This window comes from Mucilaginibacter flavus (assembly GCF_030409315.1).
Lineage (GTDB): Bacteria > Bacteroidota > Bacteroidia > Sphingobacteriales > Sphingobacteriaceae > Mucilaginibacter > Mucilaginibacter flavus.
In genome coordinates, this window is sequence record NZ_JAUFPS010000034.1 from 38,684 (window position 1) to 65,368 (window position 26,685).

General features: G+C 42.2%; 27 protein-coding genes and 1 tRNA gene. 18 read left to right on the forward strand and 10 right to left on the reverse strand.

Annotation, left to right across the window (positions count from 1 at the left end; translation table 11 throughout):
- Positions 1-25 precede the first annotated feature (25 nt).
- The 4 genes from QWZ17_RS15485 to cysS all read left to right on the forward strand — a co-directional run bounded on the left by QWZ17_RS15485 (position 26) and on the right by cysS (position 4,398).
- On the forward strand, positions 26-904 hold the full coding sequence (locus QWZ17_RS15485; protein WP_290306168.1) for a rhomboid family protein: 879 nt from the start codon (positions 26-28) through the stop codon (positions 902-904).
- On the forward strand, positions 894-2,009 hold the full coding sequence (locus QWZ17_RS15490) for an endonuclease/exonuclease/phosphatase family protein (RefSeq protein ID WP_290306169.1): 1,116 nt from the start codon (positions 894-896) through the stop codon (positions 2,007-2,009). Before QWZ17_RS15485 ends, QWZ17_RS15490 begins: the two co-directional genes overlap by 11 nt.
- A gap of 4 nt (positions 2,010-2,013) precedes the next feature.
- Positions 2,014-2,859: an NAD-dependent epimerase/dehydratase family protein gene (locus tag QWZ17_RS15495; RefSeq protein WP_290306170.1), complete on the forward strand. Its 846-nt coding sequence runs from the start codon at positions 2,014-2,016 to the stop codon at positions 2,857-2,859.
- 75 nt (positions 2,860-2,934) lie between these two features.
- Positions 2,935-4,398, forward strand: coding sequence for a cysteine--tRNA ligase (gene cysS, locus QWZ17_RS15500; RefSeq protein WP_290306171.1), 1,464 nt, complete (start codon positions 2,935-2,937; stop codon positions 4,396-4,398).
- Between the two features lie 111 nt (positions 4,399-4,509).
- Here cysS and QWZ17_RS15505 read toward each other — a convergent pair whose 3' ends face one another.
- Positions 4,510-5,193 (reverse strand): hypothetical protein, encoded by a 684-nt coding sequence (locus QWZ17_RS15505; protein WP_290306172.1) that lies wholly within the window; start codon positions 5,191-5,193, stop codon positions 4,510-4,512.
- 313 nt (positions 5,194-5,506) lie between these two features.
- On the opposite strand from QWZ17_RS15505, the gene QWZ17_RS15510 reads away from it, so the two are divergent.
- On the forward strand, positions 5,507-6,382 hold the full coding sequence (locus tag QWZ17_RS15510) for a Cif family virulence factor (RefSeq protein ID WP_290306173.1): 876 nt from the start codon (positions 5,507-5,509) through the stop codon (positions 6,380-6,382).
- 161 nt (positions 6,383-6,543) lie between these two features.
- On the opposite strand, the gene pyk is transcribed toward QWZ17_RS15510, so the two are convergent.
- Together pyk and QWZ17_RS15520 are read right to left on the reverse strand one after the other, a co-directional pair.
- Positions 6,544-7,980, reverse strand: a complete 1,437-nt coding sequence (gene pyk / locus QWZ17_RS15515) for a pyruvate kinase (protein WP_290306174.1) — start codon at positions 7,978-7,980, stop codon at positions 6,544-6,546.
- A gap of 67 nt (positions 7,981-8,047) precedes the next feature.
- Positions 8,048-8,467 carry an IPExxxVDY family protein gene (locus QWZ17_RS15520; RefSeq protein WP_290306175.1) on the reverse strand — a complete coding sequence of 140 codons (420 nt, stop codon included), beginning with the start codon at positions 8,465-8,467 and terminating at the stop codon, positions 8,048-8,050.
- 154 nt (positions 8,468-8,621) lie between these two features.
- Here QWZ17_RS15520 and QWZ17_RS15525 point away from each other — a divergent pair, with 154 nt between their 5' ends.
- The 3 genes from QWZ17_RS15525 to rnc are packed head-to-tail and all read left to right on the forward strand — an operon-like array spanning position 8,622 to position 10,868.
- Positions 8,622-8,858, forward strand: a complete 237-nt coding sequence (locus tag QWZ17_RS15525) for an acyl carrier protein (RefSeq protein ID WP_031266521.1) — start codon at positions 8,622-8,624, stop codon at positions 8,856-8,858.
- A 20-nt stretch (positions 8,859-8,878) separates the two neighbouring features.
- Positions 8,879-10,132, forward strand: coding sequence for a beta-ketoacyl-ACP synthase II (gene fabF, locus QWZ17_RS15530; RefSeq protein ID WP_290306176.1), 1,254 nt, complete (start codon positions 8,879-8,881; stop codon positions 10,130-10,132).
- A gap of 10 nt (positions 10,133-10,142) precedes the next feature.
- Positions 10,143-10,868, forward strand: coding sequence for a ribonuclease III (gene rnc, locus QWZ17_RS15535; RefSeq protein ID WP_290306177.1), 726 nt, complete (start codon positions 10,143-10,145; stop codon positions 10,866-10,868).
- Between the two features lie 17 nt (positions 10,869-10,885).
- On the opposite strand, the gene QWZ17_RS15540 is transcribed toward rnc, so the two are convergent.
- Positions 10,886-11,662: a hypothetical protein gene (locus tag QWZ17_RS15540; protein WP_290306178.1), complete on the reverse strand. Its 777-nt coding sequence runs from the start codon at positions 11,660-11,662 to the stop codon at positions 10,886-10,888.
- A 259-nt stretch (positions 11,663-11,921) separates the two neighbouring features.
- Here QWZ17_RS15540 and QWZ17_RS15545 point away from each other — a divergent pair, with 259 nt between their 5' ends.
- From QWZ17_RS15545 to QWZ17_RS15575, 7 genes are all read left to right on the forward strand, one after another.
- Positions 11,922-12,797 (forward strand): YicC/YloC family endoribonuclease, encoded by an 876-nt coding sequence (locus QWZ17_RS15545; protein ID WP_290306179.1) that lies wholly within the window; start codon positions 11,922-11,924, stop codon positions 12,795-12,797.
- Between the two features lie 79 nt (positions 12,798-12,876).
- Positions 12,877-13,452: a guanylate kinase gene (gmk, locus tag QWZ17_RS15550; RefSeq protein ID WP_290306280.1), complete on the forward strand. Its 576-nt coding sequence runs from the start codon at positions 12,877-12,879 to the stop codon at positions 13,450-13,452.
- An 88-nt stretch (positions 13,453-13,540) separates the two neighbouring features.
- Positions 13,541-14,113: a nicotinate (nicotinamide) nucleotide adenylyltransferase gene (nadD, locus tag QWZ17_RS15555; protein WP_290306180.1), complete on the forward strand. Its 573-nt coding sequence runs from the start codon at positions 13,541-13,543 to the stop codon at positions 14,111-14,113.
- Positions 14,114-14,145: 32 nt separating this feature from the next.
- The gene (locus QWZ17_RS15560) at positions 14,146-14,325 is read left to right on the forward strand and encodes a hypothetical protein (protein ID WP_290306181.1); all 180 of its coding nucleotides are present in this window, start codon (positions 14,146-14,148) and stop codon (positions 14,323-14,325) included.
- Positions 14,316-14,630 (forward strand): type II toxin-antitoxin system RelE/ParE family toxin, encoded by a 315-nt coding sequence (locus tag QWZ17_RS15565; protein ID WP_290306182.1) that lies wholly within the window; start codon positions 14,316-14,318, stop codon positions 14,628-14,630. Before QWZ17_RS15560 ends, QWZ17_RS15565 begins: the two co-directional genes overlap by 10 nt.
- A 57-nt stretch (positions 14,631-14,687) precedes the next feature.
- Positions 14,688-15,287: a MiaE family protein gene (locus QWZ17_RS15570; protein WP_290306183.1), complete on the forward strand. Its 600-nt coding sequence runs from the start codon at positions 14,688-14,690 to the stop codon at positions 15,285-15,287.
- A gap of 26 nt (positions 15,288-15,313) precedes the next feature.
- Positions 15,314-16,018, forward strand: coding sequence for a LytR/AlgR family response regulator transcription factor (locus QWZ17_RS15575; RefSeq protein ID WP_290306184.1), 705 nt, complete (start codon positions 15,314-15,316; stop codon positions 16,016-16,018).
- Positions 16,019-16,258: 240 nt separating this feature from the next.
- Here the strand turns inward: QWZ17_RS15575 and QWZ17_RS15580 are convergent, their stop codons facing one another.
- On the reverse strand, positions 16,259-17,905 hold the full coding sequence (locus QWZ17_RS15580) for an FAD-dependent monooxygenase (RefSeq protein WP_290306185.1): 1,647 nt from the start codon (positions 17,903-17,905) through the stop codon (positions 16,259-16,261).
- A 3-nt stretch (positions 17,906-17,908) separates the two neighbouring features.
- Positions 17,909-18,619, reverse strand: coding sequence for an SAM-dependent methyltransferase (locus QWZ17_RS15585; RefSeq protein WP_290306186.1), 711 nt, complete (start codon positions 18,617-18,619; stop codon positions 17,909-17,911).
- Between the two features lie 56 nt (positions 18,620-18,675).
- Between QWZ17_RS15585 and QWZ17_RS15590 the strand changes: the two genes are divergently transcribed.
- A complete protein-coding gene (locus QWZ17_RS15590) occupies positions 18,676-19,392 on the forward strand; it encodes a hypothetical protein (protein WP_290306187.1) in 717 nt (238 codons plus the stop codon).
- A 223-nt stretch (positions 19,393-19,615) separates the two neighbouring features.
- On the opposite strand, the gene QWZ17_RS15595 is transcribed toward QWZ17_RS15590, so the two are convergent.
- Entirely contained in the window at positions 19,616-20,092 is a 477-nt protein-coding gene (locus QWZ17_RS15595; RefSeq protein ID WP_076373882.1) for an Lrp/AsnC ligand binding domain-containing protein, read from the reverse strand.
- 151 nt (positions 20,093-20,243) lie between these two features.
- Here QWZ17_RS15595 and QWZ17_RS15600 point away from each other — a divergent pair.
- Positions 20,244-20,355 (forward strand) — tRNA-Asp (locus QWZ17_RS15600).
- A 569-nt stretch (positions 20,356-20,924) separates the two neighbouring features.
- Complete coding sequence (locus QWZ17_RS15605; protein ID WP_290306189.1) at positions 20,925-24,350, forward strand: ThuA domain-containing protein; 3,426 nt, start codon at positions 20,925-20,927, stop codon at positions 24,348-24,350.
- A gap of 98 nt (positions 24,351-24,448) precedes the next feature.
- Here the strand turns inward: QWZ17_RS15605 and QWZ17_RS15610 are convergent, their stop codons facing one another.
- The 3 genes from QWZ17_RS15610 to QWZ17_RS15620 form a co-directional block, all read right to left on the reverse strand.
- Positions 24,449-25,030 carry a porin family protein gene (locus QWZ17_RS15610; RefSeq protein ID WP_290306190.1) on the reverse strand — a complete coding sequence of 194 codons (582 nt, stop codon included), beginning with the start codon at positions 25,028-25,030 and terminating at the stop codon, positions 24,449-24,451.
- A 177-nt stretch (positions 25,031-25,207) separates the two neighbouring features.
- A complete protein-coding gene (locus QWZ17_RS15615; RefSeq protein ID WP_290306191.1) occupies positions 25,208-25,369 on the reverse strand; it encodes a hypothetical protein in 162 nt (53 codons plus the stop codon).
- A 93-nt stretch (positions 25,370-25,462) separates the two neighbouring features.
- Positions 25,463-26,662 (reverse strand): aminotransferase-like domain-containing protein, encoded by a 1,200-nt coding sequence (locus tag QWZ17_RS15620; protein WP_290306192.1) that lies wholly within the window; start codon positions 26,660-26,662, stop codon positions 25,463-25,465.
- Positions 26,663-26,685 lie beyond the last annotated feature (23 nt).

Here is a 26,685-nt window from a genome sequence, read left to right on the forward strand (position 1 = left end):
ATCAATAAATAACGGGCAAAATATCATGAGCACCCTTTGGCAAAATATTCAGTACAAAATGCTTCGGTCTGGCAATAAGCTTAACCTGCTTATTGGTATTAACGTAATTGTATTTTTAGCCGTTAATATGACGGCCGTTCTTGAAAAACTATTTACCAATGTAGGGCATCGTAGCCTGATAGAATATTTTGCAACAGAATACCTACAGTTGCCGGCGGCATTTTCCAAATTCCCCACTCATTTCTGGACGCCTATAAGCTATATGTTTATGCACGATGGTATTTTGCATATCCTTTTCAACATGCTGTGGCTGTATTGGATGGGGCAAATATTTGAAGAGTACCTTGGCAATAAGCGCACTATAGGTTTATACCTGATGGGCGGCCTGGCAGGTGCCTTATTTTATCTTTTGGCTTTAAACTTCCTTCCTTTTTTTACCAGCGTTAACGCTGCGGCTACTACTACCATTGTTGGCGCATCGGCAAGTGTAATGGCCATTGTGGTGGCAACAGCAACCTTATTGCCTAACTACACCATATCGCTCATATTTATTGGCCCGGTAAAGCTAAAATGGCTGGTAATCTTTATCCTCATCATTGATTTCCTGGGTACCGTAGGCCCCAATGCCGGCGGCGAAATCGCCCACTTAGGCGGCGCTTTACTTGGTTTTATCTACATTAAACAATTACAAAAAGGCCATGACTGGATCGAAGGCATCCGGGGTATATTCAAATCAAAGTCAAAATTAAAGGTTGTATATAACAATACGGGTAAAAACACCGCCGACTACCCCCGCCAGGACGAAATTGACCGTATATTAGATAAAATATCACAATCGGGCTATGATAGCCTTAACAAGCAGGAGCGCGATACCTTAGCACGGGCAAGCAAGAATGAAAAATAAAAAAGGAGGATTAAGTTTTATTGATAAAGTATTTTTATGGATAAACTTCCTGCTTTGTTTAGCGTTGCTGCTCAGTTACCTGGCCCCCGTTGTTAGTCCCCAAACCTTTTGGATAATTGCCTTTTTTGGTTTGGCTTATCCGCCCTTGCTGTTACTCAATGTAATTTTGATTGTTTACTGGTTGTTGCGCAGGCGCTGGCCTGTAGTTATATCATTGGTAACTATTGTAATTGGCTGGGGGGTACTTAATAACAACATCGGCCTTCGCTCCCGCTCATCTTTTTTGCCTGCGCCGGGCATCAACTCGGTTAGGATGATGACCTACAACGTTCATAACTTTAAACATTATGGCTCAAAAAACGATGTATCTACCAAACAGGAAATCCTCGCGCTTATTGCCGATGAATCGCCCGATGTTATCGGCTTCCAGGAGTTTTATACACGGTATAAAGGGCCTTATGATACCAGCGATTCGCTCAAAAAAATACTGGGAAGCAGTAACTTTTATTTTGAACCTTTTTATTTTAATGATTCTGAAGGTATAGGCATGGCCATTTTCTCAAAACTTCCCATTATAGCCAAGGGGATGATCCGCCTGTCTGACGAAAAAGGATCGGGCAACCAATGCCTGTATGTGGATGTAAAAAAGGGCGGGAAAATGTTCAGGGTGTATAGCGTGCACCTGCAATCTATCAAATTTGATCCCGAAGATTACAAATACCTTGATAGCGTATCAAAAAAAGGTAAAACAGATATGCACTCCACCAAAAGGCTGGGTGTAAAACTGAAAAACGCTTTCATTAAACGGAGCATGCAAATTGTTAAAGTAAAAGAACATGCCGCGCAATGCCCTTATCCCTACATTATCTCGGGCGATTTTAATGACACACCTACCTCATACGCCGTAAACCAAATGGCTAAAGGCCTTAAAAACGCTTTCCGCGAAAAAGGGTCGGGCCTGGGCCGTACCTATAATGGCGATTTCCCTAACTACCAGATTGACTATATTATGGCAAGCAAACAATTTGATATAGCATCGTACCAGATCATCGAGAAAAAATTATCGGATCATTACCCCCTGCGCAGCGATTTGATTTTGAATTAAGACTATGAATATATTAGTCACCGGCTCATCCGGCAGATTGGGCTCCTGCACCGTAAATCATTTAAGGGCCTATGGGCACCGCGTTTTTGGAATAGATGTAATTGCATCAGATACTACCGATAAGCTTATCGACATTGCAAATAAGCAAGTGGTTGAGGATGTATGTAACGGCTTCCAGGCCATTATTCATACTGCGGCATTGCATGGCAAACATTACGATCTGGCGTATCCCAGGGACGCGTTTATTGATGTTAATATTAAAGGCACCCTTAACCTATTAAACGCATGTATAAAAAACCGAGTAAAACAATTTTTATACACCAGCACAACATCTATTTACGGCGATGCCATGGTTGATGACGCAAAAGCCGTTTGGGTTGATGAACTGCTGCCCGAACAACCACGCGATATTTACGACATCACCAAACAAACCACCGAGCAACTTTGCAAGGACTTTTTTTATAAAGAAGGCCTGCAAACTTCAGTATACCGTGTTGGCCGTTTTTTGCCCGAGGATGATAATCTTAAAATTAATCACCGGTTATACCGGGGCTTAGATGAGCGGGATGGCGCGGAGGCTTTGCGGCTTGCGCTGAACACTCATTTTGAAAACTTCGAGATCTTCAACATATCCAGCGGATCGCCGTTTGCGCCTGTCGATCTTGTGACGTTGAAGCACAATCCCGAAGCAGCTATCCTTAAATACTATCCTGAAGCCCATGCTATTTATCAGCACAAAAACTGGGTGTTTCCAAAAAGTATAGATAGGGTTTACATATGCGATAAAGCAAAACAGCGTTTAGGATATGAGCCAAAATATACATTTGAATACCTGTTACATCAAACCTGATAGGATATGTATCAACCGTGTAATATTCCCTACGCCCGATTAGCTTAAAATCTAAAAAATCGTAAGTTTGCCTTCATGAAACAAAATCTGTTTGTTTACAATACATTAAGCCGCAAAAAAGAAGAATTTAAGCCATTAAACGCACCGCATGTGGGCATGTACGTGTGTGGCCCAACCGTTTATAGTGATGCACACCTGGGTAATTGTCGTACCTATATTTCTTTCGATCTGATGTTTCGTTACCTCACCCACTTAGGGTATAAGGTTCGTTATGTGCGTAACATTACCGATGCCGGTCACCTTGAAGGGGATGCCGGCGATGAGGGAGACGATAAAATAGCAAAAAAAGCAAAGCTGACCCAGGTAGAGCCTATGGAAATTGTTCAAAAATACACGGTAGGCTTCCGCGAGGTAATGAGTATTTTAAATACTCTGCCGCCCAGCATTGAACCAACCGCCACCGGCCATATTATTGAACAGATTGAAATGGTAAAAACCATCCTCGAAAAAGGCTATGCCTATGAGGTTGATGGTACGGTTTATTTTGATGTAGAAAAATACAACAAGACAAAAAATTACGGCATACTAAGCGGCCGTAACCTGGAAGACCTCCTAAATAATACCCGCACGCTTGGTGGCCAGGAAGAGAAGCATGGCAAGCTTGATTTTGCCCTTTGGATAAAAGCAAAACCAGAGCACCTCATGAAATGGCCATCGCCATGGGGCGTGGGCTTCCCGGGCTGGCACCTGGAATGCTCGGCCATGAGCCAGAAATACCTGGGCACCGAGTTTGACATTCACGGCGGCGGCCTTGATTTGGTACCTACACACCATACAAACGAGATTGCGCAAAACGAAGCCTGCTGCGGTAAAAATCCGGCAAAATACTGGGTACATACCAATATGCTTACGGTAAACGGGCAAAAAATGTCAAAATCGTTAGGTAACAGCTTTTTACCGCATGAACTTTTCAGCGGCGAAAACTCTATTCTTAATAAGGGATATAGCCCAATGATGGTTCGCTTTTTTATGCTGCAAGCGCATTACCGCAGCACACTCGATTTTGGTAACGAGGCTATGGACGCGTCTGAAAAAGGCTTTAAACGCCTCATGAACGCGTACGCGTTACTCGATGGCCTAAAAGCATCTGCCGGCACCGACATTGAAATAGCGCCGCTATTAGAGCGTTGCTACGTTGCCATGAACGATGATTTTAACAGCCCCGTATTAATAGCCGAATTGTTTGAAGCATCGCGCATCATCAACTCGGTACATGATGGCAAAATGAAAATTGACGCCGCCAACCTTGAAGCACTAAAAAACCTCATGCACTCCTTTGTGCGCGATGTTTTAGGCCTAAAGGACGAGCAGGCCGATAACGATGATTTACCAAAAATATTAAACCTGATAGTGACCCTCCGTAACGAAGCCAAAGCCAATAAAGACTACGCCACCAGCGACAAAATCCGCGAAGGTTTATCACAGATTGGTTTCCAGCTAAAGGATAGCAAGGAAGGTACGCTTTGGAGCAAAAATTAGTAGTAAGTAGTAAGTATCAAGTAGTAAGACATTTTATTTATTACTTGACACTTACTACTCATGCTATCTATTTTGTCTCTCCCCCAAAAAAATCTTACTACTTGATACTTACTACTCAATACTATTATAGTAAGTAAACAGCCCGGCTAAATCCTTATCGCTTTTAAAATCAATCTTGTTGGTTTTGATAAAGGTTTGTAGTTTATCGGCCTTATCGTTAAGGGCGGCAAGTACTGTTTTTTGCGATGTCTTAAATTTTTCTATTTTACCATCTTTTATTAAGTAATAAACGGCATCGCGCATAACAAAGCTTTTGGTAGTGGTTGCCGAATTAAATGCCTGATCGGAGTGAATCACCTTTCTGTACCGCTTAAGCAATTTAACTTTTCCATCAGCAATTACCTGGTAAAATGAAGCAGTGGTTTGATCGTCAATACTGGCATACCCATTACTGAATACCAGGGGCACCAGGCTGGTTTCATCAACACCAAACACGCCAAAGCTGAAACTTTTAACCGGGGTAACAAATGCAAGGGCCATGGAGTCGCGCGGGCTTTGAAACAGCAGTTCGTCCTTTACCAGATCATATTTGATTTTAGCGGTAACCGCTTTGCCGCCGGCAAGGTTAACAACACCGGGAAACCAGTTTGCGTTTAGGTACGGGCTTCCTTCCACATCAGTATAACCTTGTTGCATTACAGGCTTGCCCTGGTTATCATTTAAAATTTGCGATTGCTGTGCACGTGTTAAAATACTGCAGCAAAGCAAGGATACTATCAAAAAAGACATCTTCATAACAGCGTAAATTTATTGTTCAATTGTAAAACGGCATGGTCAAACAAAACATTATACATAATATTGGGTTACGTTAATTATAGTTGCAACAGGTAATTAAACGTATAGTTACCTTTGTAACCTAAACACCATTAAAATTAACTTGCGCTCAATTTATATGCAAACTCCACAATTAAATATCATCGTTTTCGTTTCACAAGGTGTATGTAAAAATGTAATAGCATAAAGCTATTCATAATTTGCAGCAATTTACAATTGCATAACCTACTTAAAATTTATTACTAAATTGCCCTCCCCATTATTTAATCAAAACATGAAAAAAGTATTATTAGCCGCCACACTTATGAGCTATAGCTATTTTGCTACAGCACAAACAGCTCCGGTTAAAGTAAGTAAAGTTGTAACCGCCGAAGAGGCTTTTAATAAGTTAGTTGAACGTAAAGGCATTAAAGATGGTTTTTTATCTGTTGCCGCACCGGATGGCATTGTTTTTAAACCCGATGCCGTTAAAATAGTTGATTTTTACTCCAACATTGATAAACAAGCCGGTAAATTAAGCTGGCAACCAAAGTTTGCCCGCATATCTGCCAACGGCGATCTGGCCTTTACCGCCGGGCCGTATGTTTATGACAATGGCAAAGGCGATGATGAAAAAGTTTTTGGCGATTATGTGTCTATATGGCGTGCCGATGTTGACGACAACAATAAATTAAAGTTGCTGATTGACCTGGGCATACAACATCCCGAACCGGAAGAGCAAGTGGTAACCGACTTTAAAGAGCCCGACGCCACCACAAAAACAGCACCAAGCAAAGATCCGTTTACTGCCAAAAGCGTTATTGTAAATACCGATAAAATATTTAATCACTCGCTTACCATATCGGCACTGGCCAGTTACAAAGAGTTTTTAAGTGCCGAAGGCCGTTATTACTTCCCTGGTTTTGCGCCAATGAGTGGCCCGGATGTGATCATGAAATTCATCAACAACGAAGCCATCAGCATTACGGCCGAAACTACCGATGCAGGCCGCTCGGTAAGTAATGACCTGGCTTATAGCTACGGGCACGCCCGCATTACAAAAGGCAATGTGGTAGGCAATTACAATTACGTACGTATTTGGGAAATTGATGCCACTTCAAAAAAATGGAATATCCTGCTGGAAGTATTTTCGGCTATTGAAAATGAGTAATTAAAGCTCATTATCAAAATATTGAAAACAGCGATGGGGTACCCCCTATCGCTGTTTTTGTTTATCCTAAAATTACCCCGCGCAAAAATATCGACATAAAAAGAGCTCCCTGATTTTTCAACCAGGGAGCTCTTTATTTTTAATTTATTTAAAGCGTGTTACTATTCAATAACACTTACTTTAAGCATATTGGTTTTACCTTGTTTAGTAATTGGTGTAGCGGCTGTATTAATAACCACATCGCCAGTTTTAATAAGCTCGGCAGCTTTAAGGATGTTGTTAACATCATTAATGGTATCATCGGTACTTTCTAACTTATCGTAGTAAAAAGAACGTACACCCCAAACAAGGCTCAGCGCGTTTAACAGCTGTTTGTTTGATGTAAAGATATAAGTACTTGCTTTAGGGCGGTGGCTTGATATTTCAAACGCGGTGTAACCAGATGTGGTCATGGATACAATACCAACAGCATCTGTACTTTGTGCAAGGTGAACAGCCGATTCGCAAAGCGCGTTGCTTAAGTCGGTTACCGAAGCTGGATTAATTTGCGCTTCTTTAGCAGCATTGAACGGATAGCCCAACTCTTCAACATTGCGTACAATTTTTGCCATTGTTTCAATAACAATAACCGGAAACTCACCAACAGATGTTTCACCGCTTAGCATCACCGCGTCAGCGCCATCTAATACAGAGTTGGCAACGTCATTAACCTCGGCACGTGTTGGGCGCGGGGTAGTGATCATTGATTCAAGCATCTGGGTGGCTACAATTACCGGTTTTGAAGCCGCGCGGCATTTGCGGGCAATCATTTTTTGTAACAAAGGCACTTCTTCTAAAGGCATTTCAACACCCAAATCGCCACGGGCAACCATTACGCCATCTGTAGCGGCAATAATTTCGTCGATGTTATCAATTGCCTCTGGTTTTTCAACCTTGGCTATTACTTTAGCAGCTTTGCCGCTTTGTTTAATAATTTCTTTTAATTCAACAATATCCTGGCCGGTACGCACAAAAGATAAACCAATCCACTCCACGTCATATTTTAACGCGAATTGCAGATTAATCAAATCCTCTTCTGTTAAACTTGGGATAGATACTTTGGTGTTTGGCAGGTTAACGCCTTTACGTGATGTTAAAATACCACCGTGTACAACCTCACAAATAACAGTATCCAGCCTGTTGGTGCTAATTACTCTTAACTGCAGTTTTCCATCATCTAATAAAATGATCTCATCTGCCTGTACATCCTGTGGGAAGGTATCGTAAGTAATGTAAATCTGCTCGTCGTTACCAATGCACTCCTGGGTAGTAATTTTAATTTGGGTACCATTCACTAAATGAATACCGCCATCTTTTACCAAACCAATACGGATTTTAGGGCCTTGTAAATCGGCCAGGATGCCAACGTTGGTGTTGTATTCGGCATTAATTTCCCTGATAATGTCAATTACGCCTTTATGATCTTCGGGGCGGCCATGCGAAAAATTAAGACGGCAAACATTAACTCCGGCTTTTATCATGGCTAATAAAACATCTTTTTTACCTGATGCCGGGCCCATTGTGGCAACAATCTTAGTACGATTATAATATAATTTCATATTGTTCTGGTTATAAAACTGGCTTGTTTCACGTTAGGTGTGATACCAACACTTTTAAAATTTTGCGCTAAAATAATAGATTTTCCCGTGATTTTATTTTTTTCGGATCAATCTTTACGGCGGCAACAATTTCGGGGATTTTATTTAGGGTTGATATCAGGTTATCAAGGTCGGTATCGTCAATATAATTGCGGATCATTAAAAAATAATCGGCGCTCTTCATTTCGGGCACTAAATAGCCCTCAGAGCCTTTATTGGCAATAAAATAGAAATCTGTTTCGGTGGTTTCCCAGTTATAATAGTATTTTGAAAACAAAACAGGCTCGGCTCCGCGTAAAATATCTACAGATAAATCCTCGGTTTTAACAAAATTAAAATTCAAAAATTTATTGATATGATAACATACACGGTAATCTTTTAGGGAAGATGTTACCGCGATGAGCACAAAATCAAAATCGATCTCAAACTTTAAAAATTTCCTGTTCAAAATCATTACTTTTACGCCGTCAAAAATACAAATACAAACCCTTTGCCTAAAATATTTGTTATCGAAATATATTGTAAAAGTTTTAGATTTGATTATTGACATAATTTATTTTTCTTTGCACTGAATTTTTATTAATCATTAAACTATAAAGACTATGTCTGATATCGCTTCAAGAGTAAAAGCTATTATCGTAGAAAAACTGGGTGTTGACGAAAGTGAAGTTACACCAGAAGCGAGTTTCACCAACGATCTTGGTGCCGACTCGTTAGACACCGTGGAATTAATCATGGAGTTTGAAAAAGAATTTAACGTGGCTATTCCTGACGATCAGGCTGAAACTATCGGTACTGTAGGCCAGGCGGTTGCTTACCTTGAAAAAAACGTTAAATAAGACTCCCCTAACTGGATTAAATGGAGTTTAAAAGAGTTGTAGTAACCGGGCTTGGAGCACTTACTCCTATTGGCAACACTGTTTCAGATTACTGGAATGGCCTGATCAATGGAGTAAGTGGCGCTGCCTTTATCAAAAGTTTTGATACCACACATTTCAAAACTAAGTTCGCATGCGAAGTAAAAGGCTTTGATGCGGATGGTTTTTTGGGTCGTAAAGATGCCCGTAAATTAGATCCCTTTGTACAATACGCGCTGTTTTCAACAGAAGAGGCCGTAAAAGACGCGGGTTTAGATTTTAGCAAGTTAGATACCAGTCGCATAGGCGTTATCTGGGGATCTGGGATTGGCGGTTTGAAAACGTTTTTGGATGAAGTTACCAACTTTGCCAAAGGCGATGGTACTCCCCGCTTTAACCCTTTCTTTATCCCTAAAATGATAGCCGATATTGCCCCTGGCCATATCTCTATTAAATACGGTTTACGCGGACCAAACTTTTCAACAGTATCCGCGTGTGCTTCATCAAACAATTCACTTATAGATTCATTTAACTATATCCGTTTGGGTAAAGCTAATATGTTTATAAGCGGTGGCTCTGAAGCAATCATCAACGAAGCAGGTATTGGCGGCTTTAACGCTATGCACGCGTTATCAACCCGTAACGATGATCCATCAACGGCCTCACGCCCGTTTGATTTGGACAGGGATGGTTTTGTTGCAGGCGAAGGCGCAGGTACCATAATTTTAGAAGAGCTGGAGCATGCAAAGGCCCGTGGCGCTAAAATTTATGCCGAAATGATTGGTGGCGGTATGAGTGCCGATGCCTACCACATGACAGCACCACATCCGGACGGACTTGGCGCGGCCCTGGTAATGCGTATGGCTTTAGAAGACGCTAACCTTACCCCTGCTGATATTGACTATGTGAATGTTCACGGAACATCAACACCAATTGGCGATCCGCAGGAGATAAAAGCAATACACGATGTTTTTGGCGATGATATTTATCGCATCAACATTAGCTCAACCAAATCAATGACTGGTCACCTTTTAGGTGCCGCCGGCGCGGTTGAAGCTATTGCCTCTATACTTGCTTTACAGAATGGTATAATACCCCCTACTATTAACCATTTTACCGATGATCCATCTTTTGATCCTAAAGTTAATTTCACTTTCAATGCTGCGCAAAAAAGGGATATTAACATAGTTCAAAGCAACGGATTTGGTTTCGGCGGCCATAATGCTTCTGTGATATTTAAAAAATACCAAGCTTAATTGTGGTTTGATGCCTATCAGTCGGTTTTACAAGCTTTATATATCGCCCAATAGAAAATACGTTAAGGTTTTAAAGAATTTGCTCGGCTTCGTGCCGGGCAATTTGTCGTTATACCGGTTGGCATTTCGGCATAAATCTGTAGCCCAAAATGTAAAAAAGGGAGTCAAGAACAGTAACGAACGTCTTGAATTTTTAGGCGATGCCGTATTAGGCAGTGTTGTTGCCGAAGTATTGTTTAAACTTTATCCTTATGAGGATGAGGGCTTTTTAACAGAGTTACGCTCAAAAATTGTGAGCCGTAACAACCTTAACCAGCTTGCCCGTAAGCTTGGTTTTGATAAACTGATTGAGTATGATAGCCGCATGCTAAACTCCAGCAGGCAGGGATCATTACTTGGGGATGCTTTTGAAGCATTAATAGGCGCTGTTTATTTAGATAAGGGCTATGATTTTACCAAAAACTTTTTGATAAACCATATTATTAAAGCCCATATTGATATACACACGTTGGAGCAAACCGAGACCAACTTTAAAAGTAAACTCATTGAATGGTGCCAGCGCCATGGCCGTGATATTACTTTTGAATTGGTTACCAACCAGGAAGGCGAAAACGCTAAACTATTTACCGTACAAGCGCTTATTGATGGCGAAGTAACGGGATCTGGCAAAGAGTTCAGTAAAAAGAACGCCGAGAAATTGGCCGCCGAAAAGGCCTGCGAAACATTAGGTATTTAATAACACATCTCTTCTGTTTAGTGCTGTCCCGGTTTTGACAACCTGGTAGAATCTGGCTTGATAAAGGTTGGCGAGTTGATTAACTCAAGCCTGTCTTTATCATTACTTTTCTTATAATAGTCAAAAGATTTTTGGGTTTGATGGATTAGGTCATAATCATTCCAGCCCTTTAAATCATCAAAAGTCGGCGTGTAATAATCCATGAATTTATGCGCCAGCGTATCTGACTCTAATTTGGTAACCTGCCTTACAAAAGCCACATTATATCGTCTGTTTATTTCGGCCTGCTCCAATTCGCCTTTCGAAAATTGAGCAAAGCGTTTTGCCCGGTTAGGAGTTTTGCCAAAAAGCTCGTACACAGCGGTTAACGGGTTGGTCACAAACGATGATACAGGCGGCTTACCATTGTAAAACGTACCCTGTTTTCGGTAATCGCCCATAATTTCGTTGATCTCCTGCTTTTTGGTTTGACCGGTAATTTTAACCTCTTTTAATATAATTTGCGGCTGCATATAAACAGGCATATCGCTGTTATTAAGCACTTCTATTTTTTGCGGAGTAAAATTTTCTTTGGAGAAAAGTAGTGTATCGCCAACAGAAGCCTTAACAGAAAACCAACCCAGGTCATCGCTTATGTAAAGCGCTTTGGTTTTAAGGTTTTTGATCATTACCTGCCCTTCACGTTCGGGCGTGTTCTTTTTGGATGTAACCCCTTTAAGGGTAAATTCCTGTGCTGATGCATTTAAAACAAAGCAAAAGCATACGAGTAACTGCAGGGTAAAACGAATGCGCATTAATAAAGTATAAACGTAAAGATAGGCAGAGTATTTTAAATTAAGTGTGAAAAAGTGTTAAAGGGGTGGGAGTCGGGAAGTCCGGAAGTCGGTAAAGTCCGGAAGATAAAACTGTTGATGGCTGAGATTTAAAAACTTTTCAAGCTAAGGCCAGCTTCCGGACTTTACTGACTTTTCGGACTTTCCGACTTTTCTAACTTCCGGACTTTACTGACTTCCGGACTTTTCCGACTTAAAACTAAAAACCCTATCTTTGCACATGATAAAATCCATGACAGGGTATGGAATTGCCAGTTTTGACTCCGGTAATACTAAATATACCGTTGAGATCAAATCCCTGAACAGCAAGTTTCTTGAACTTTCACTTCGTTTGCCTAAAATATTTTCTGAAAAGGAATTTCAGTTACGCAACGAGTGCAGCAAGCTTATTGAGCGCGGTAAGGTAAACCTTTCTATCAACGTAGAGCAGGCAACCAGTGCCGTTAAAGCAGCCGGTATTGATAAAGTTTTGCTTAAACATTACTATCAGCAGTTAAAAGATGTAAGCCAGGAACTGAATGATCCTACATCAAACTTGTTACAGCTTGCTTTGGGCCTGCCCGAAGTGGTGAAATACGATGAAGAAACGGTATCTGAAGACGAATGGAAACAGGTTGAAAAAACCTTCCAGGCCGCTTTAGCCGCTTTTCAACAGTTTAGGGCCGATGAAGGTAATGTGTTGGAAAATGATGTAAAATACCGCATCAATATCATCCTTAAAAACCTGGAACTGGTTGAACTGGAAGATCCTAAACGTGTTCCCCTGATTCGCGAAAGGTTAAACAATTTCTTAGCCGAGGCTGCCAGCCGTGAAGCTATTGACCAAAATCGCTTTGAGCAGGAATTAATCTATTATATTGATAAGCTGGATATTACCGAAGAAAAAATCAGGCTTAAAACCCACTGCGAATACTTTTTAGAAACCCTTAAAAATGCTGATGCGAATGGCAAGAAGCTTGGTTTCATTTCGCAGGAGATCGGTCGCGAAATAAACACCCTCGGCTCAAAAGCCAACGATGCCAACATCCAGAAACTGGTTGTAGGCATGAAAGAGGAGTTAGAAAAAATTAAAGAACAGCTTTTAAACGTATTATAGTCATTAGTCACCGGTCATTAGTCATTTGTGCTTAATCGTTCAAAAACTAATGACCAATGACAACTGACCAATGACAAAAATGAACGGTAAACTCATCATATTTTCGGCACCCTCTGGAGCGGGTAAAACCACTATTGTACACCATTTGTTGGGTATTGTTCCCGAGCTGGAGTTTTCTATTTCGGCCACAACCCGGCAGGCCCGCGGCGATGAGCAAGATGGGAAAGATTATTATTTTATTAGCCTGGCCGAGTTTACCCACCGTATTGCCAAAAAGCAGTTTGTTGAGTTTGAAGAGGTTTATACCGGCACTTTTTACGGTACACTACGTGCCGAAATTGAGCGCATATGGGCAAAAGGCAAAACCGTTATTTTTGATATTGACGTAGAAGGTGGTCTTCACCTTAAACGTAAATATGGAGAACAGGCATTAGCCATATTTGTACAGCCCCCATCATTGGAGGTTTTAATTGAACGCTTAACCGGCCGGGGCACCGATAGCGAAGAAAAATTGAAAGAACGCTTTGCCAAAGCCGAAAAAGAGCTGAAATACGCCCCGCAATTTGATATTATCCTCAAAAATTACGATCTTGAAACGGCCTGTAAAGAGGCTAAGGAGTTGGTGAGTAATTTTATTAGCCCCCCGGCCCCCTAAAGGGGGAGTGTCAAATTTTGTTTGGCAAGGCTTACACATTAATAAATAACATTTACTTTATTCCCCCTTCAGGGGGTTAGGGGGCAAAATGAAGATAGGCTTACTGTTCGGTTCATTTAATCCAATACATATAGGGCACCTTATCATTGCCAATTACATGGCCAACCATACTACTTTGGATAAGGTTTGGCTGGTTGTATCGCCACAAAATCCATTAAAAAAATACGGCGATCTGATTAACACCTATGATAGACTGGAAATGGCCCGTCTGGCGACTGATAACGCCACTAACATTACAGTAAGCGACGTGGAGCTTAAACTGCCGCAGCCATCCTACACCATTGATACGCTAACCCACCTTAAAGAAAAACACCCCGAGCATGATTTTGCCCTAATTATGGGCTCTGACAACCTGGGGACCCTTCATAAATGGAAAAACTATAAATTAATCCTGCGCGATTATCGCATTTACGTGTACCCCCGCCCTGGTTATGAAAATGCCGAACTTGCCGATCATCCATCGGTAACCATCACCATGACGCCACAGATGGAACTCTCCGCCACCTTTATCCGCAAATCGATTGCCGAAAAAAAGAATGTGCAATACTTTGTACCAGACCCGGTTTTGAAATTCATCGAGAGCAAGAGTTTGTATAAGTAAAATCGTATATTTATAAAAAAGGAGATTGAGCAATGCTTACCAAAGATAAAGTGAAGGAACTGATAGACCATATGCCAGATACATTTTCTGTTGATGATGTGGTAGAAGAAATTATACTTCTACAAAAAATTGAGATCGCCAGAAAGCAAGTACAGGATGGTGATTTCTTAACAGAAGACGAGTTAGATGCTGAGATTGCAAAGTGGAACTAAAAATAATTTTCTCCAGGTTAGCACTGCATGATCTAAAAGAGATTTATAACTATATCAGTAAGGATTCTGTAAAATACGCGCATCGGGAAATCCAGCTAATTCGTTCAGCAGCAAACAAACTTAAAAGCAATTCTCTTTTAGGTAGAAAGTTTGAAAAACTTGATGATGAGTTAACCCGCGAACTTATCTTTAAGAATTATCGGATTATTTATTCAATTTCAGTGAACGAACAAATAGTCGTTCTCTCCATCCATCACCATTCCCGCTTGATTGCTTACAACCCCGCCTTTAAGCCAGAAGAATAAATCAACTCTTAATTCCTGATTCTAATTTCTTGACGCTACTTCCCTATCTTTGTTCCTGTGAGCGAGAAAACCATACTTAAATTACAGCTACCTACAGACCCGCTTTGGGTTAAAAATGTGGTGGAAAGCAATATTGAAGAACTATTAACCGATCATGCTTTTTGCGAGCAGAAGGCAGCAAGCAATGCTATCACACTTATTGTACAAAATCCCAACCTATCAGACCTGGTGCAGGAAATGGCCTTGTTGGTGCAGGAAGAAATGGACCATTTTAAACGGGTGCACGATATTATTATTGAGCGAGGCTTTGTATTAGGCCGGGAGCGGAAAGATAATTATGTAAATGAACTGCGCAAATTTATCATTATTGGCGGCGGGCGTGAAGCGCAGTTGATTGACAGGTTATTATTTTCGGCCATGATAGAGGCCCGCAGTTGCGAACGCTTTAAGGTACTTTCAGAGAATATTAACGATACCTATTTATCTGAATTTTATCATGAGTTGATGATTAGCGAGGCTACACATTATTCCATGTTTATTCGCCTGGCTAAGAAATACGCGGTAGAGATTGATGTTGATAAACGCTGGAAAGAGTTTTTGGAATACGAGGCTGGTGTAATTCAAAACTATGGCAAAAGTGAAACCATACACGGGTAAACCATCTTTAATTATATATTAGGCCTATGCTATTAAAATGTATTGCTATTGATGATGAGCCGCTGGCCTTAAAACTGATTGCCGGCTATGTTGCCCGTTTCCCATCTTTGCAACTGGTGCAAACATTTGAGGATGCCATTACAGGCGCCGAGTTTTTGAAAGCTAATCCAATAGATCTGCTTTTTGTTGATATCAACATGCCCGATATTACGGGTATCGACCTGGTGCGTTCCCTGGATGTAAAGCCGATGGTTGTTTTCACCACCGCCTATAAAAACTTTGCATACGAAGGTTTTGAGTTGGAAGCCATTGATTATATCCTGAAGCCCATTGATTTTAAGCGTTTTGAAAAGGCGGTTGAAAAAGCGATTGAGTATTACAAATACAAAACCAAACAACCTACAGATGAACTTGCCGACGAAAGTCTGTACGTTTACTCTGAATACCGGATGGTAAAAATCGACCTCAGTTCCATCGAGTACATTGAAAGCATGGAGGATTACATCAAAATTCATGTTACCAACGCCAAAACCATACTTACGCTGATGCCCCTGAAAAAGGTATTAGAGAAACTACCTGCCGATAAATTTCAGCGGATTCACCGCAGTTATATTGTGCCGATCAGTAAAATCCGCTCTATCCAAAACCGCAAAGTTAAACTCACCGATATCGAATTGCCCGTTAGCGAAAGCTACCTTGATTTTGTGCGCAACTGGATGAAATCGAGATAAGCGGTATTAAGCTACCCTAATATTATTCATCCATACATAATGCCCATTCACCGATACATGATTGATTAAACGGCGATGCCGCTGCATCTTTACATCGTTATCCAGCGGCGTTGCAGGGCAAAGTTGGGTAGCAATACCCTTTTTTCATAATAGTTTCGATAAAAGCGTCTGTGTTACAAAAACACACGCGCTTTTTTTATTATGATTTTGCCCGTTAACAAAAAAGCTCAAAAGGGCTGCTTAAGCACCCTGGTAATAGTTTTTAAATTCGCCGGTTTTATCTGAGGCAGTCCCTCCTATTACCCCCACCACATTTTGCAGGTAGTTATCCATCATATCAATATCCACCACATCATTCATAAAACCAATATGCAGATCTGGCCGAACAATGATAGCCATTTTCCGGTTTTCTTTGATTCCGAAAGCATCAAACACCTGTTGGTTTTTGGCTGATGGTGGCAGGTAAAAAAAGTTGACGTTAGCTGGATACTTTTGGGTGATCCATTTGGCAAGGGTAAACAGATCTAAGTCCTGCAATTTGCCGAGGGTGATCATGGTAAAGCCGGGTTTGCTGCACCATTCATGCAAGTCGGTTTCCTGTTGTTTCTTTTCGTCGTACACTTTAAGGTACGGTAACCTGTCGCCGGCTTTTATCTCGGTCGACAGGCTCAGGTGCAGGTTAATTTGGCTATCACGATAGCTAATACCGGTTTGTGATACCCGCTTAAAAAACGCTTCTTTAATCTTAGGCTTACTCCAGGCAGTTCTCAATACTGATGGCAGTAACCATTTTTTAAACAAACCCACAAACCAATTACGGGATAGTATCAGTTTAAAAATTCTATCAGTAGTATTAAGCAGGTCTTTGGCAACGGGCATCCGTTCGGCGGCGTAGCTATCTAAAACAGATGCTTTAATTTGCCCGTTCACCACACCGGCAAGTTTCCAGGCCAGGTTATAGGCGTCCTGCAAACCGGTGTTCATCCCCTGCCCGCCAACCGGCGAATGAATATGCGCCGCGTCGCCAATTAAAAAGCAACGCTGCACCCTGAATTTATCAGCCATCCGGTGATGCAGCCTGTAATCTGTAAACCAATTGGTTTGTTTTATTTCAATATCCTGGCCGGTTATGGAATTTAAAAACGGCAATATATCTCCAATTTGCAATTCTGCCTTATTATCAAACCCATCGGGTAGGTTACCAACTATACGATAACAGTCCTCTTCGGGCATTGGAAAAAATCCGGCAAACCCTTTTCGGGTTAAAAACAAGTCTACCTTATCGCCCAGTTTATTCGCAATCTTAACATCAGCCAGGTAAAATTTATGTTGATAGGTATCGCCAGAAAACGGTATTTGTAATTGTTTACGTACTACGCTGTGCGCCCCATCGGCACCAACCAGCCAATCGCAGGTAAGTATTTGCAGGCTTTCGCCGGTTTGCAGCTGTACAGCAACCTGGCCGGTGGTTTGAGTAGCACTTAACAATGATGTATTCCAGTAAACGGGGCAGCAATTCAATGTTAAAAAATCAAGCAGCGAGCGCTCGTTTTTATTTTGCTGGTACATCAATATATAAGGGAAGGCTGTTTGCCCCTCACCTACATCATCCAATGATAATTCGGCAATTTGTTTGCCATCTTCATTAAAAATAACGCCGCCACCTTTTTTACCACCTTCTATTATCTTATCGATAACGCCCATTTGCCGGTAGATCTCAAGCGACCGTGCCTGTACTGCCAATGCCTTTGATTTATCGGTAGGGCCTTGCTTATTATCAATAATAATGGGTTGTACGCCATAACGCAGTAGTTGGGCAGCCATCATCAATCCCGACGGACCGGCGCCTACTATCAACACACTGGTATGTTGCTGCGTAATTTGCATTACCTATCCATGAAAAAGTAAAAAGATGGTTGGGCGTTTATGTAATTCGGGCACTTTCTTTTGCCACTCGGCTATAGTTTTGGTTTGCACAAACTCCGTAGCTGCGGTAAGATCTGTAGCTATACACAATTTTGTTTTGGGCGAGGCTGTTTTCAGGATTTCTTCTAACAACGGATTATTACGGAACGGGGTTTCAATAAAAATCTGCGTCTGGTCGTTTTTAGTAGCCAGATTTTCAAGCTCTTTGATCTTCTTAGAACGGAGCAATTTATCAATAGGCAGGTAGCCGTTAAAGGTAAAGCTTTGTCCGTTAAAGCCCGATGCCATCAGCGCCAGCAAAATAGAACTCGGACCAACAAGTGGCACAACTTTAATACCCATGCGGTGGGCTTTATTAACAATTTCTGCACCGGGGTCGGCTATCCCCGGGCAGCCGGCTTCGCTCATTAAACCAACGTTATTACCCGCTTGCAGGCCTTTAAAAAAATCGGCATTACCCATATCGCGGTTATGTTTACCATAATCATGAATAATAAGTTCACTTTGCGGCGTTTTTAAACCCGCTTCTTTTAAAAAACGACGGGCAGTTTTCTCATTTTCAACAATATATTCTTTGATGCTATTAATAGTATCAACCAAATACGGGGTGAATGATTTGGCCGCCGCTTCGTCGGCAAGGGGTACAGGGATTAAATAAAGAGTTCCTAAGGGCATATTGCAAAGTTGGTGTTTTTTGTTTAATTTAAGCTATTGAAAGGAGCCTGAAAAATATGAAACCACTGGGCGTTAACTGGTTTATTGAGGGGTTTATTGATTTTGAGCATAAAAAGTACCTCCTGCTAAACTACCTGCAGGAAATTAATCGCCACTTTGATAAAAGCAGGCTGTACCCCAACCTCGCCGACTTAATTTTTCACTACAACAACCTGGTCGATTTTAAAAAGAACAAATCGCTCATGCAGCAGGCCTTTCCGCAGCGCTTAACCCAGGCCGATATTGACGCTGTAAAGCTTACCTACCAAAAAATAATACAGGATGATCAAAGCATGCAAGAAATTGAGCAGACCATCGCCTTTGCTCTGGCCAAAATGAACCCCGCCATTCAATTAGGTAAAGAAATTTATGATTTTGTGGAGAGCCGACTCAATATTAACCCCATTGGTATCATGCCGCTGATGCCCTATCACGGCTACTTTTCGCTCAGGAATGGCAAGGAGCGCACCGGCTTTATTTATGAATACCAGATCACCATTTTTGAAGGCAAGGACGATAAATACCGCGGCATCAACATTAATTTTATTGAAAACTACGAATACAGCATCGTAAATACGCCCGAGGCCCTGAAGCTAAACCTCATCAACCGCAATAAATTTATTCCCAATCCGGCGGTTTATTATGTGCATAGCGATATTACTTTCCCGCTGGAGCAAACTTTATTGCCGGTGGCTAAGCGGAGTTTGGTGAAATATATATCGAACGCGGCGTAATGTCTGAATCAGAATTTACAGAATTTTAAGATTAGCAGAATTACCTTTGATAGTTATTCATCTGAAAATCAAATCTAAAAGCTCGATTAATTTGCTCAATCTACTTAATCCAGAATTAGAAAAGATTTTGTTCATTCTTAAATTCTGAAAATCCTGATCCAAAAAAGGCCGTCACTTACATGACAGCCCTTCTTAAAAAATCGTTAAAATCTAAAGAACGGGGTTATTCTAAGGTAATCTGCCTTCTGATGCTTTCTTCAAGCGATATGAAGGTTTCGGTACGTTGAATGCCTTTTACACCCTGTATCTGCTCGTTTAAAACCTCGCGCAGGTGGGTAGTATCATGACATACAATTTTAGCAAATATGCTCCACTCACCGGTGGTGTAGTGCAGTTCTACTATTTCTTTTATCGTTTTAAGCTGTTTTACAGCCTCATTATATTGTGATCCTTTTTCAAGATAGATGCCCAAAAACGCGGTAATATCATACCCTAATTTTTGCGGATCAACCTCTAAACTGGCGCCTTTGATTACCCCCATCTCCTCTAACTTTTTCATCCTCACGTGGATAGTACCGCCAGAAACTATTAACTCTTTAGCTATCTCGGTATATGGAGTAGTAGCATTTTTCATCAATATTGATAAAATCTGGATATCAAGATTATCAATTTCTAAATTTTGAGCTTTTCTGTGGGACATAAATTTGAATATCTATATTGAAATACAAGTTTAATTAAAATTTGAATAAAAATAAAATATTTTTGTTGAAATATTTGCAAGGAATTGACAGGTCTCTTAAATTTGTATCAAGCAAATGACAATTGCCGGTAGTTCTTTAAAAGAAAATCAATGTTGGGTGGTGAAATTTTTGGCAGACACACCTCCTTGTCCCGGTGGCGGAGATCATAGAAAACCCGAAGCGGGCTAACTACTCTGTGGAGGTTCGAATCCTTCCCCAACAGCAAATCCATGAAAGACGGGATTTTTATACTGTAGGATGGTGAAATTTTTGGCAGACACACCTCCTTGTCGCGGTGGCGGAGAAATTGGGAAACTTTTAGCAATAAAAATAACCACTCCGTGGAGGTTCGACTCCTTCTCCTACAGCTCTTCTCATAATTTAGGTTTATAATTGGTTAGTAAAGGCCCCTGCCCATCAGGGGCTTTGCTGTTTTTAAGACTTTTTTTTCTTGGGAGCAAGGAGCAAAGATTTTTGGAATAAAGATTAAAATCAGACAACCACTACCTCAATCGCCGAAGCATTTACTGCATTATCAGAGTTTTAAAATTCGACCAACTTAAAAAATTCCGGTTAAAACAAAACTTTTTTCCTTAAAAAGTCCTTATTCCTTCGTCCAAAAATCCTTACTCCTAAAAAAGAAATATTGTGTCACAATAACACAATAGATATTGATACTTCAATTATTAATTATAAATTTGGTAGTGTGTCAATTGTAACAATTTGATACCATAGCTCCCAGAATACCGTCCTCGAAATACCAATTTTAAACCAACCACATAATAAGTCGATATGAAAAAAATCGCCCTGTTAGTTTTTATAGCGCTCAGCTGTACTTACTTTTCATGCAACAAAACCCGTCCGGATAAACCGCGGGTACTTATTTTTTCAAAAACCATGGGCTTTCACCATGCATCTATCGATGCGGGGATTGCAGCCATTCAAAAACTGGGGAAAGAGAACGGGTTTGATGTGGATACCACCAAAAACTCGGCGATGTTTAATGATACCACGCTAAAAAAATACTCAACCGTTATATTTTTAAGTACCACGGGCGATGTGCTTGATTACCGCCAGGAAGCGGCATTTGAGCGCTACATACAGGCCGGTGGCGGTTACGTAGGTATCCATGCCGCGGCCGATACCGAGTACGACTGGGGATGGTATGGCCGTTTAATGGGCGATTGGTTTTATGACCACCCCGGCATTCACGATAAAAACCCTAATGTGCAACCGGGTACTTACAACGTAGTTGATGCTGATAATGACGCTACCAGGCACCTGCCCAAAGTATGGAAACGTATAGATGAGTTTTACAGCTTTAAAAAAGCTTTGGCTCCTGACGTACACGTGTTGATCACCCTTGACGAAAGCACCTACAAAGGCGGCAAACGCATGGGCTTGCACCCTGCTACCTGGTATCATGATTACGATGGCGGCCGTGCGTTTTACACCGCCATGGGCCATACCGATGAAACTTATAAAGATCAAAACTATCTTAAAATGTTAACCGCCGGCATTAAATATGCCATTGGCGAAAACAAAGAGCTGGACTATTCAAAAGTGCGCACACAAAACCCGCCGGATGAAGATCGGTTTACCAAAACCCAGCTATCAACAGGTGAGTTTTTTGAGCCTACCGAAATGACCATTTTACCAAACTTCGATATCCTGGTTATTCAGCGCCGCGGCGAGATCATGAAGTTTGATCATGCTACCAAAAAGGTAAAACAGGTAGGTGCTTTCGATGTGTACTGGAAAACACTACATACTCCCGGCACAAATGCCGAAGAGGGCATGCTGGGACTTGCTAAAGACCCTGACTTTGCCAACAACAACTGGATCTATATTTACTATAGCCCGGCCGATAGTTCCGTGAACCGCCTTTCGCGCTTTACATTTAAGAATGATACGGTTGATAAAAAGACCGAAAAAGTGATTTTGGAAGTAAAAGCCCAACGCGAAATTTGCTGCCATACGGGCGGCTCCATCGCTTTCGGTCCCGGCCCCGATAAAATGCTGTTCTTCTCTGCAGGCGATAACTCTACCCCTTTTGATGAAAAAGGGCAAAAATATGTAACCAGTGGTTATGCGCCGCTGGATGATCGTCCGGGTCATTTGCAGTTTGACGCCCGCCGTTCGGCAGGTAATACCAATGATCTGCGCGGCAAAATTATGCGTATCAAAATTAAGGATGATGGCACGTATGAAATTCCCGAAGGAAACCTTTTCCCCAAAGGCACACCCAAAACCCGTCCCGAAATTTATGTAATGGGCGATAGAAACCCGTACCGCATTTCGGTAGATCAGAAAAACGGCAACCTGTACTGGGGTGAGGTTGGCCCCGATGCCCATAATGACAGCCTGGATACCCGCGGTCCTATGGGTTACGATGAAGTGAACCAGGCCCGCCATGCAGGCAACTACGGCTGGCCATATTTTGTAGGCGATAATAAACCGTACCATATTTATGATTACGCTACAGGCAAATCGGGCCCGGCGTTTGATCCTAAACACCCTGTAAATAACTCCCGTAACAACACCGGTTTAACAGATTTGCCACCGGCACAACCGGCGTTTATATGGTATCCTTATGGCCCATCGCCCGATTTTCCGCAAGTGGGCACAGGCGGCAGAAATGCCATGGCAGGTCCGGTTTATTATACGGATATGTTCCCTGCCGAAACCCGTTATCCCGATTATTATAATGGCAAGTTCTTAGCCTACGAGTGGATGCGTGGCTGGATCAAAGCCGTGAGCCTTACACCCGAAGGTGACTTTGATAAAATGGAACCTTTCTTCCCCGGCTTAAAATCAAACTCAATGATTGATATGGAGGTTGGACCCGATGGAAGGCTATACGGTTTGGAGTATGGCAGCGGATGGTTTAGCCACAACCCCGATGCAGGCTTGTTCCGCATTGATTACATAGGCGGCAACAGGCCACCAACCATCAGCAGTGTAAAGGCTGATAAAAACACCGGATTGCTGCCATTTACTGTAAAACTAACGGTACAAGCCAAAGATCCCGAAGGTGATAAAATAACCTATAGCTGGAAAATGGGCGATGGCACCACCAAAGAAACCGATGTACCGCAGCTAAGTTACACCTACACCAAACCCGGCGACTATAAAATAAGCGTTGAAGCTAAAGACGCCGAGGGCGCGGCCAGTAAAGCTGTAAATGTTGATATTTATGCCGGTAACGAGCAGCCGGTGGTTTTGGTAAACTTAACGGGGGGCAATAAATCGTTCTATTTACCCGGCGTACCGCTTAGCTACGCGGTTACGGTAACAGATGGCGCGGCAACCAAACTGGTCGACCCGAAACGTATCATTGTTAACGTTGATTATATTGATGGTTATAAAAAACCTGTTGAGGCATCGCAATTAGAGCAAACCGCGCCAGAAAATACCGGTAAAACATTAATGCTGAGCATGGATTGCAAAAGCTGCCATAAAGAAGTAGGTAAATCAATTGGCCCCGCGTTTATAGATGTGAGCAACAAATACCAGAAAGATCCTGATGCGATGAATAAGCTTAGCCAAAAAGTAATTAAGGGTGGCGCGGGCGTTTGGGGCGAAACGGCCATGTCGGCCCACCCAAGTATCAAAAAAGGCGACCTGGAGCAAATTATTACCTGGGTAATGTCATTAGGCAATAAGGCCAATCAGAAAAAATCGTTGCCACCATCGGGCACCATTATGCCGGATGCGGGCAAAACGCCAACAGCCACCCTGGTGTTAACTGCAAAATACACCGATGATGGTACCGACGTGATCAAAGCCTTAACCGGCACAGGCATTGCTACCCTAAACAGCAGCAACTACCTATTTAAGGGCACCGAAAAAACCAATGGCTTTACGGCGTTTAAATACAATGGTATTAACCTGATGATCCTTCCAGCAGCTGAAGGTTGGTTTGCGGTTGATGACATTGACCTTACCGGTGTAAAATCTATCAACCTGAGTACATTTTGGCAAGCTGCGCCAAGCACGGGTTTCAACTTTGAGTTACACCTTGATGCTGTTGGCGGCTCGCTTGTGGGCAAAGGCGGCATGCCAACGCCGGCCAAAGACCAAAAAGGAGGCGTTGCCCACATAACCGTAAACCCGGTTACCGATGGCAAAATGCACAAGCTATTCTTTATTTATAAACCGGTAAAAGCTGGCGCGTTAACGGCTGGAGTTACCGGGATATCTTTTGGGGCAAAATAGAGCCTCACCCAACCCACTCCAAAGGAGAGGGCTTTAAAAAAGAAGCTCCCGGCAGTATGGTCTGCCGGGAGCTTTTTTTTTCTATTCTTAATCTACTATTAAAAAATCTTAAAGCCCACACTTAAAGCCCAAAGGTTTTGGCGCTGGCCATAGTTAGAGTTTACTTTTGATAAACCGCCTTCGTAACGTAAATCGGCAGTGATGGCACCAATATCAACACCGGCACCGGCCTGGAAACCTAAGGTGCTTTTGTTGTAGTTGCCAAAATCCTGGTAAGCACCGGTGAAGTTATTTGAGAAGCTTTCGCTCTTATCCAACTGGTAAGTATAGATAGGGCCCGCCATAACACGGAAATTTAAATCTTTACCCCCAAAAGATTTACCAACCAACAAAGGCACGTTTAAGTTGGTGAACCTTACTTTTCCACTATACTCTGTTCCGTTATTATTTGAGTCGAATTTACCACCTGTACCGCTTAAGTATAACTCTGGTTGTAAATACAAGCCCGAGCCAACGCGAGCAAATAATCCGGCCTGGTAACCTGTGAGGGTTGATTCCTTTAAATTATCGGTATTAATCTTCGAAAAATTGACACCGCCTTTAACGCCTAAAGAAAATTGTGCTTTTGCACTGATGCTTACTGCTATCAGTAATACCGCACTTAATAAGTACTTTTTCATAAGTTTTAATTTTTGAGGGGGCGAAGCTATACTTTTTGGTACAATTTACATCGTCCCCATGGTTAACATAGTTAGTTTATAAGTGGCCGCATTGAAGCCATTTTATTGACTATCAATTGACGCGCCAAAGTTTTAAACGTTGCTTTACCTCTGTTTTTTATAAAACGGCAAAAATAATTATGAGTTTGCCAGCAGTTTAGCCAGTATTTCTACACTGCTTTCCAACTCATCCGGGGTAGATGATGCAAAACCAAGCCGGGTAAAACCGGGAGCCGCGGAGCTGTTAAGTCCCTGAAAATACAGTCCTTTTTTTATTGCTTTTTGGGCCAGTTCATCCAAATTGATGTTTTTATCAAATTGGGTCCAAACGGCCAGGCCACCTTCGGGAATTTTAAATTGTACATAATCTTTAAGCCTATCGTTCAGCAGGGTTCAGAACAAATCTCGCCGCTGGCGGTACAATCGTAAAGATTTACGCAAATGGCGTTGAATAATGCCGCTTTGCAGCAGCTCAGCCATTCCGTTTTCGAGTAAGGTATCGCCTTGCCTGTCAATAATGCGGCGTAGGCTTGCTAAATGCTCAATCACATTTTCGGACGCTACCAGGTACCCCACCCTTATAGCCGGCGAAAGCGTTTTAGAAAAAGAACCACAGTAAATTACCATACCAGCATCATCGGCGCTGGCCAGTGGCATCAGGGGTTTATTTTCGTAATGAAAATCGTAGTCGTAATCATCCTCAAAAATAATGAAGCCATATTTACGGGATAGTGCCAGCAGGTTTACCCGCCTATCGGCCCGCAATGCCACGGTGGTAGGGTAATGATGATGCGATGTTACGTATACCAGCCTAACCGTTTGTTTTTGGCAAAGTGCTTCCAGTTCATCGATATTAAGCCCGTATTCGTCAACACCTATTTTTAGCAGCCTGGCACCGGCCTGCAAAAAATTGGCCTCGGCACCCAACCAGCCGGGATTGGCTGTCACTACCGTATCGCCTGGTTCTAATAAGCCGGTGCAGCAAAGGTTAAGCCCCATAATGGTGCCCCGCACTACAAGGATATTGGCCGGCGTTGCCCGCAGGCCACGGGTGGCATTTAAGTAGGTAGCCAACTCGTTCCGCAGCCATTCAGATCCCCGGGTATCGCCATAACCCAACCTTACATAAGGGTTGCCGGTTAAAAGCTGGGTACGGTAAGCCCTTGAAATATCCTGCACCGGGGCAATGCGCGTATCCGGAAAACCATCATCAAGGTGCAGGGGAATATTAAGATTAGCCACCGCTCTTTGTAAATGGACCGGGCTTTTTATGGCAAACCCTGCTTTAACAACTGTATCGGCTTCGTTAATAGCTATCGTTTTCGGTTTAATAAGCGGCAGGTTAGCGGCCACAAAGGTACCGCTGCCTGCATAACTCTCCAGCCAGCCCTGCGCCAATAGATCCTCATAAGCCCGGGTAACCGTTTTACGGTGCACGTTTAATTGCTCGGCCAATTGCCGCGTGCTGGGCAATCTGTATCCGGCTATTAAAATCCCTGTTTTAATAAAATTTGTGAGCTGGTTGGTAAGCTGCAGATAAACCGGCGAGGCCGCTTCTTTATCTAATACTAAATGTGCTGAAAGCGCCTGCATAAAATTGGACTACTCTTTTTATA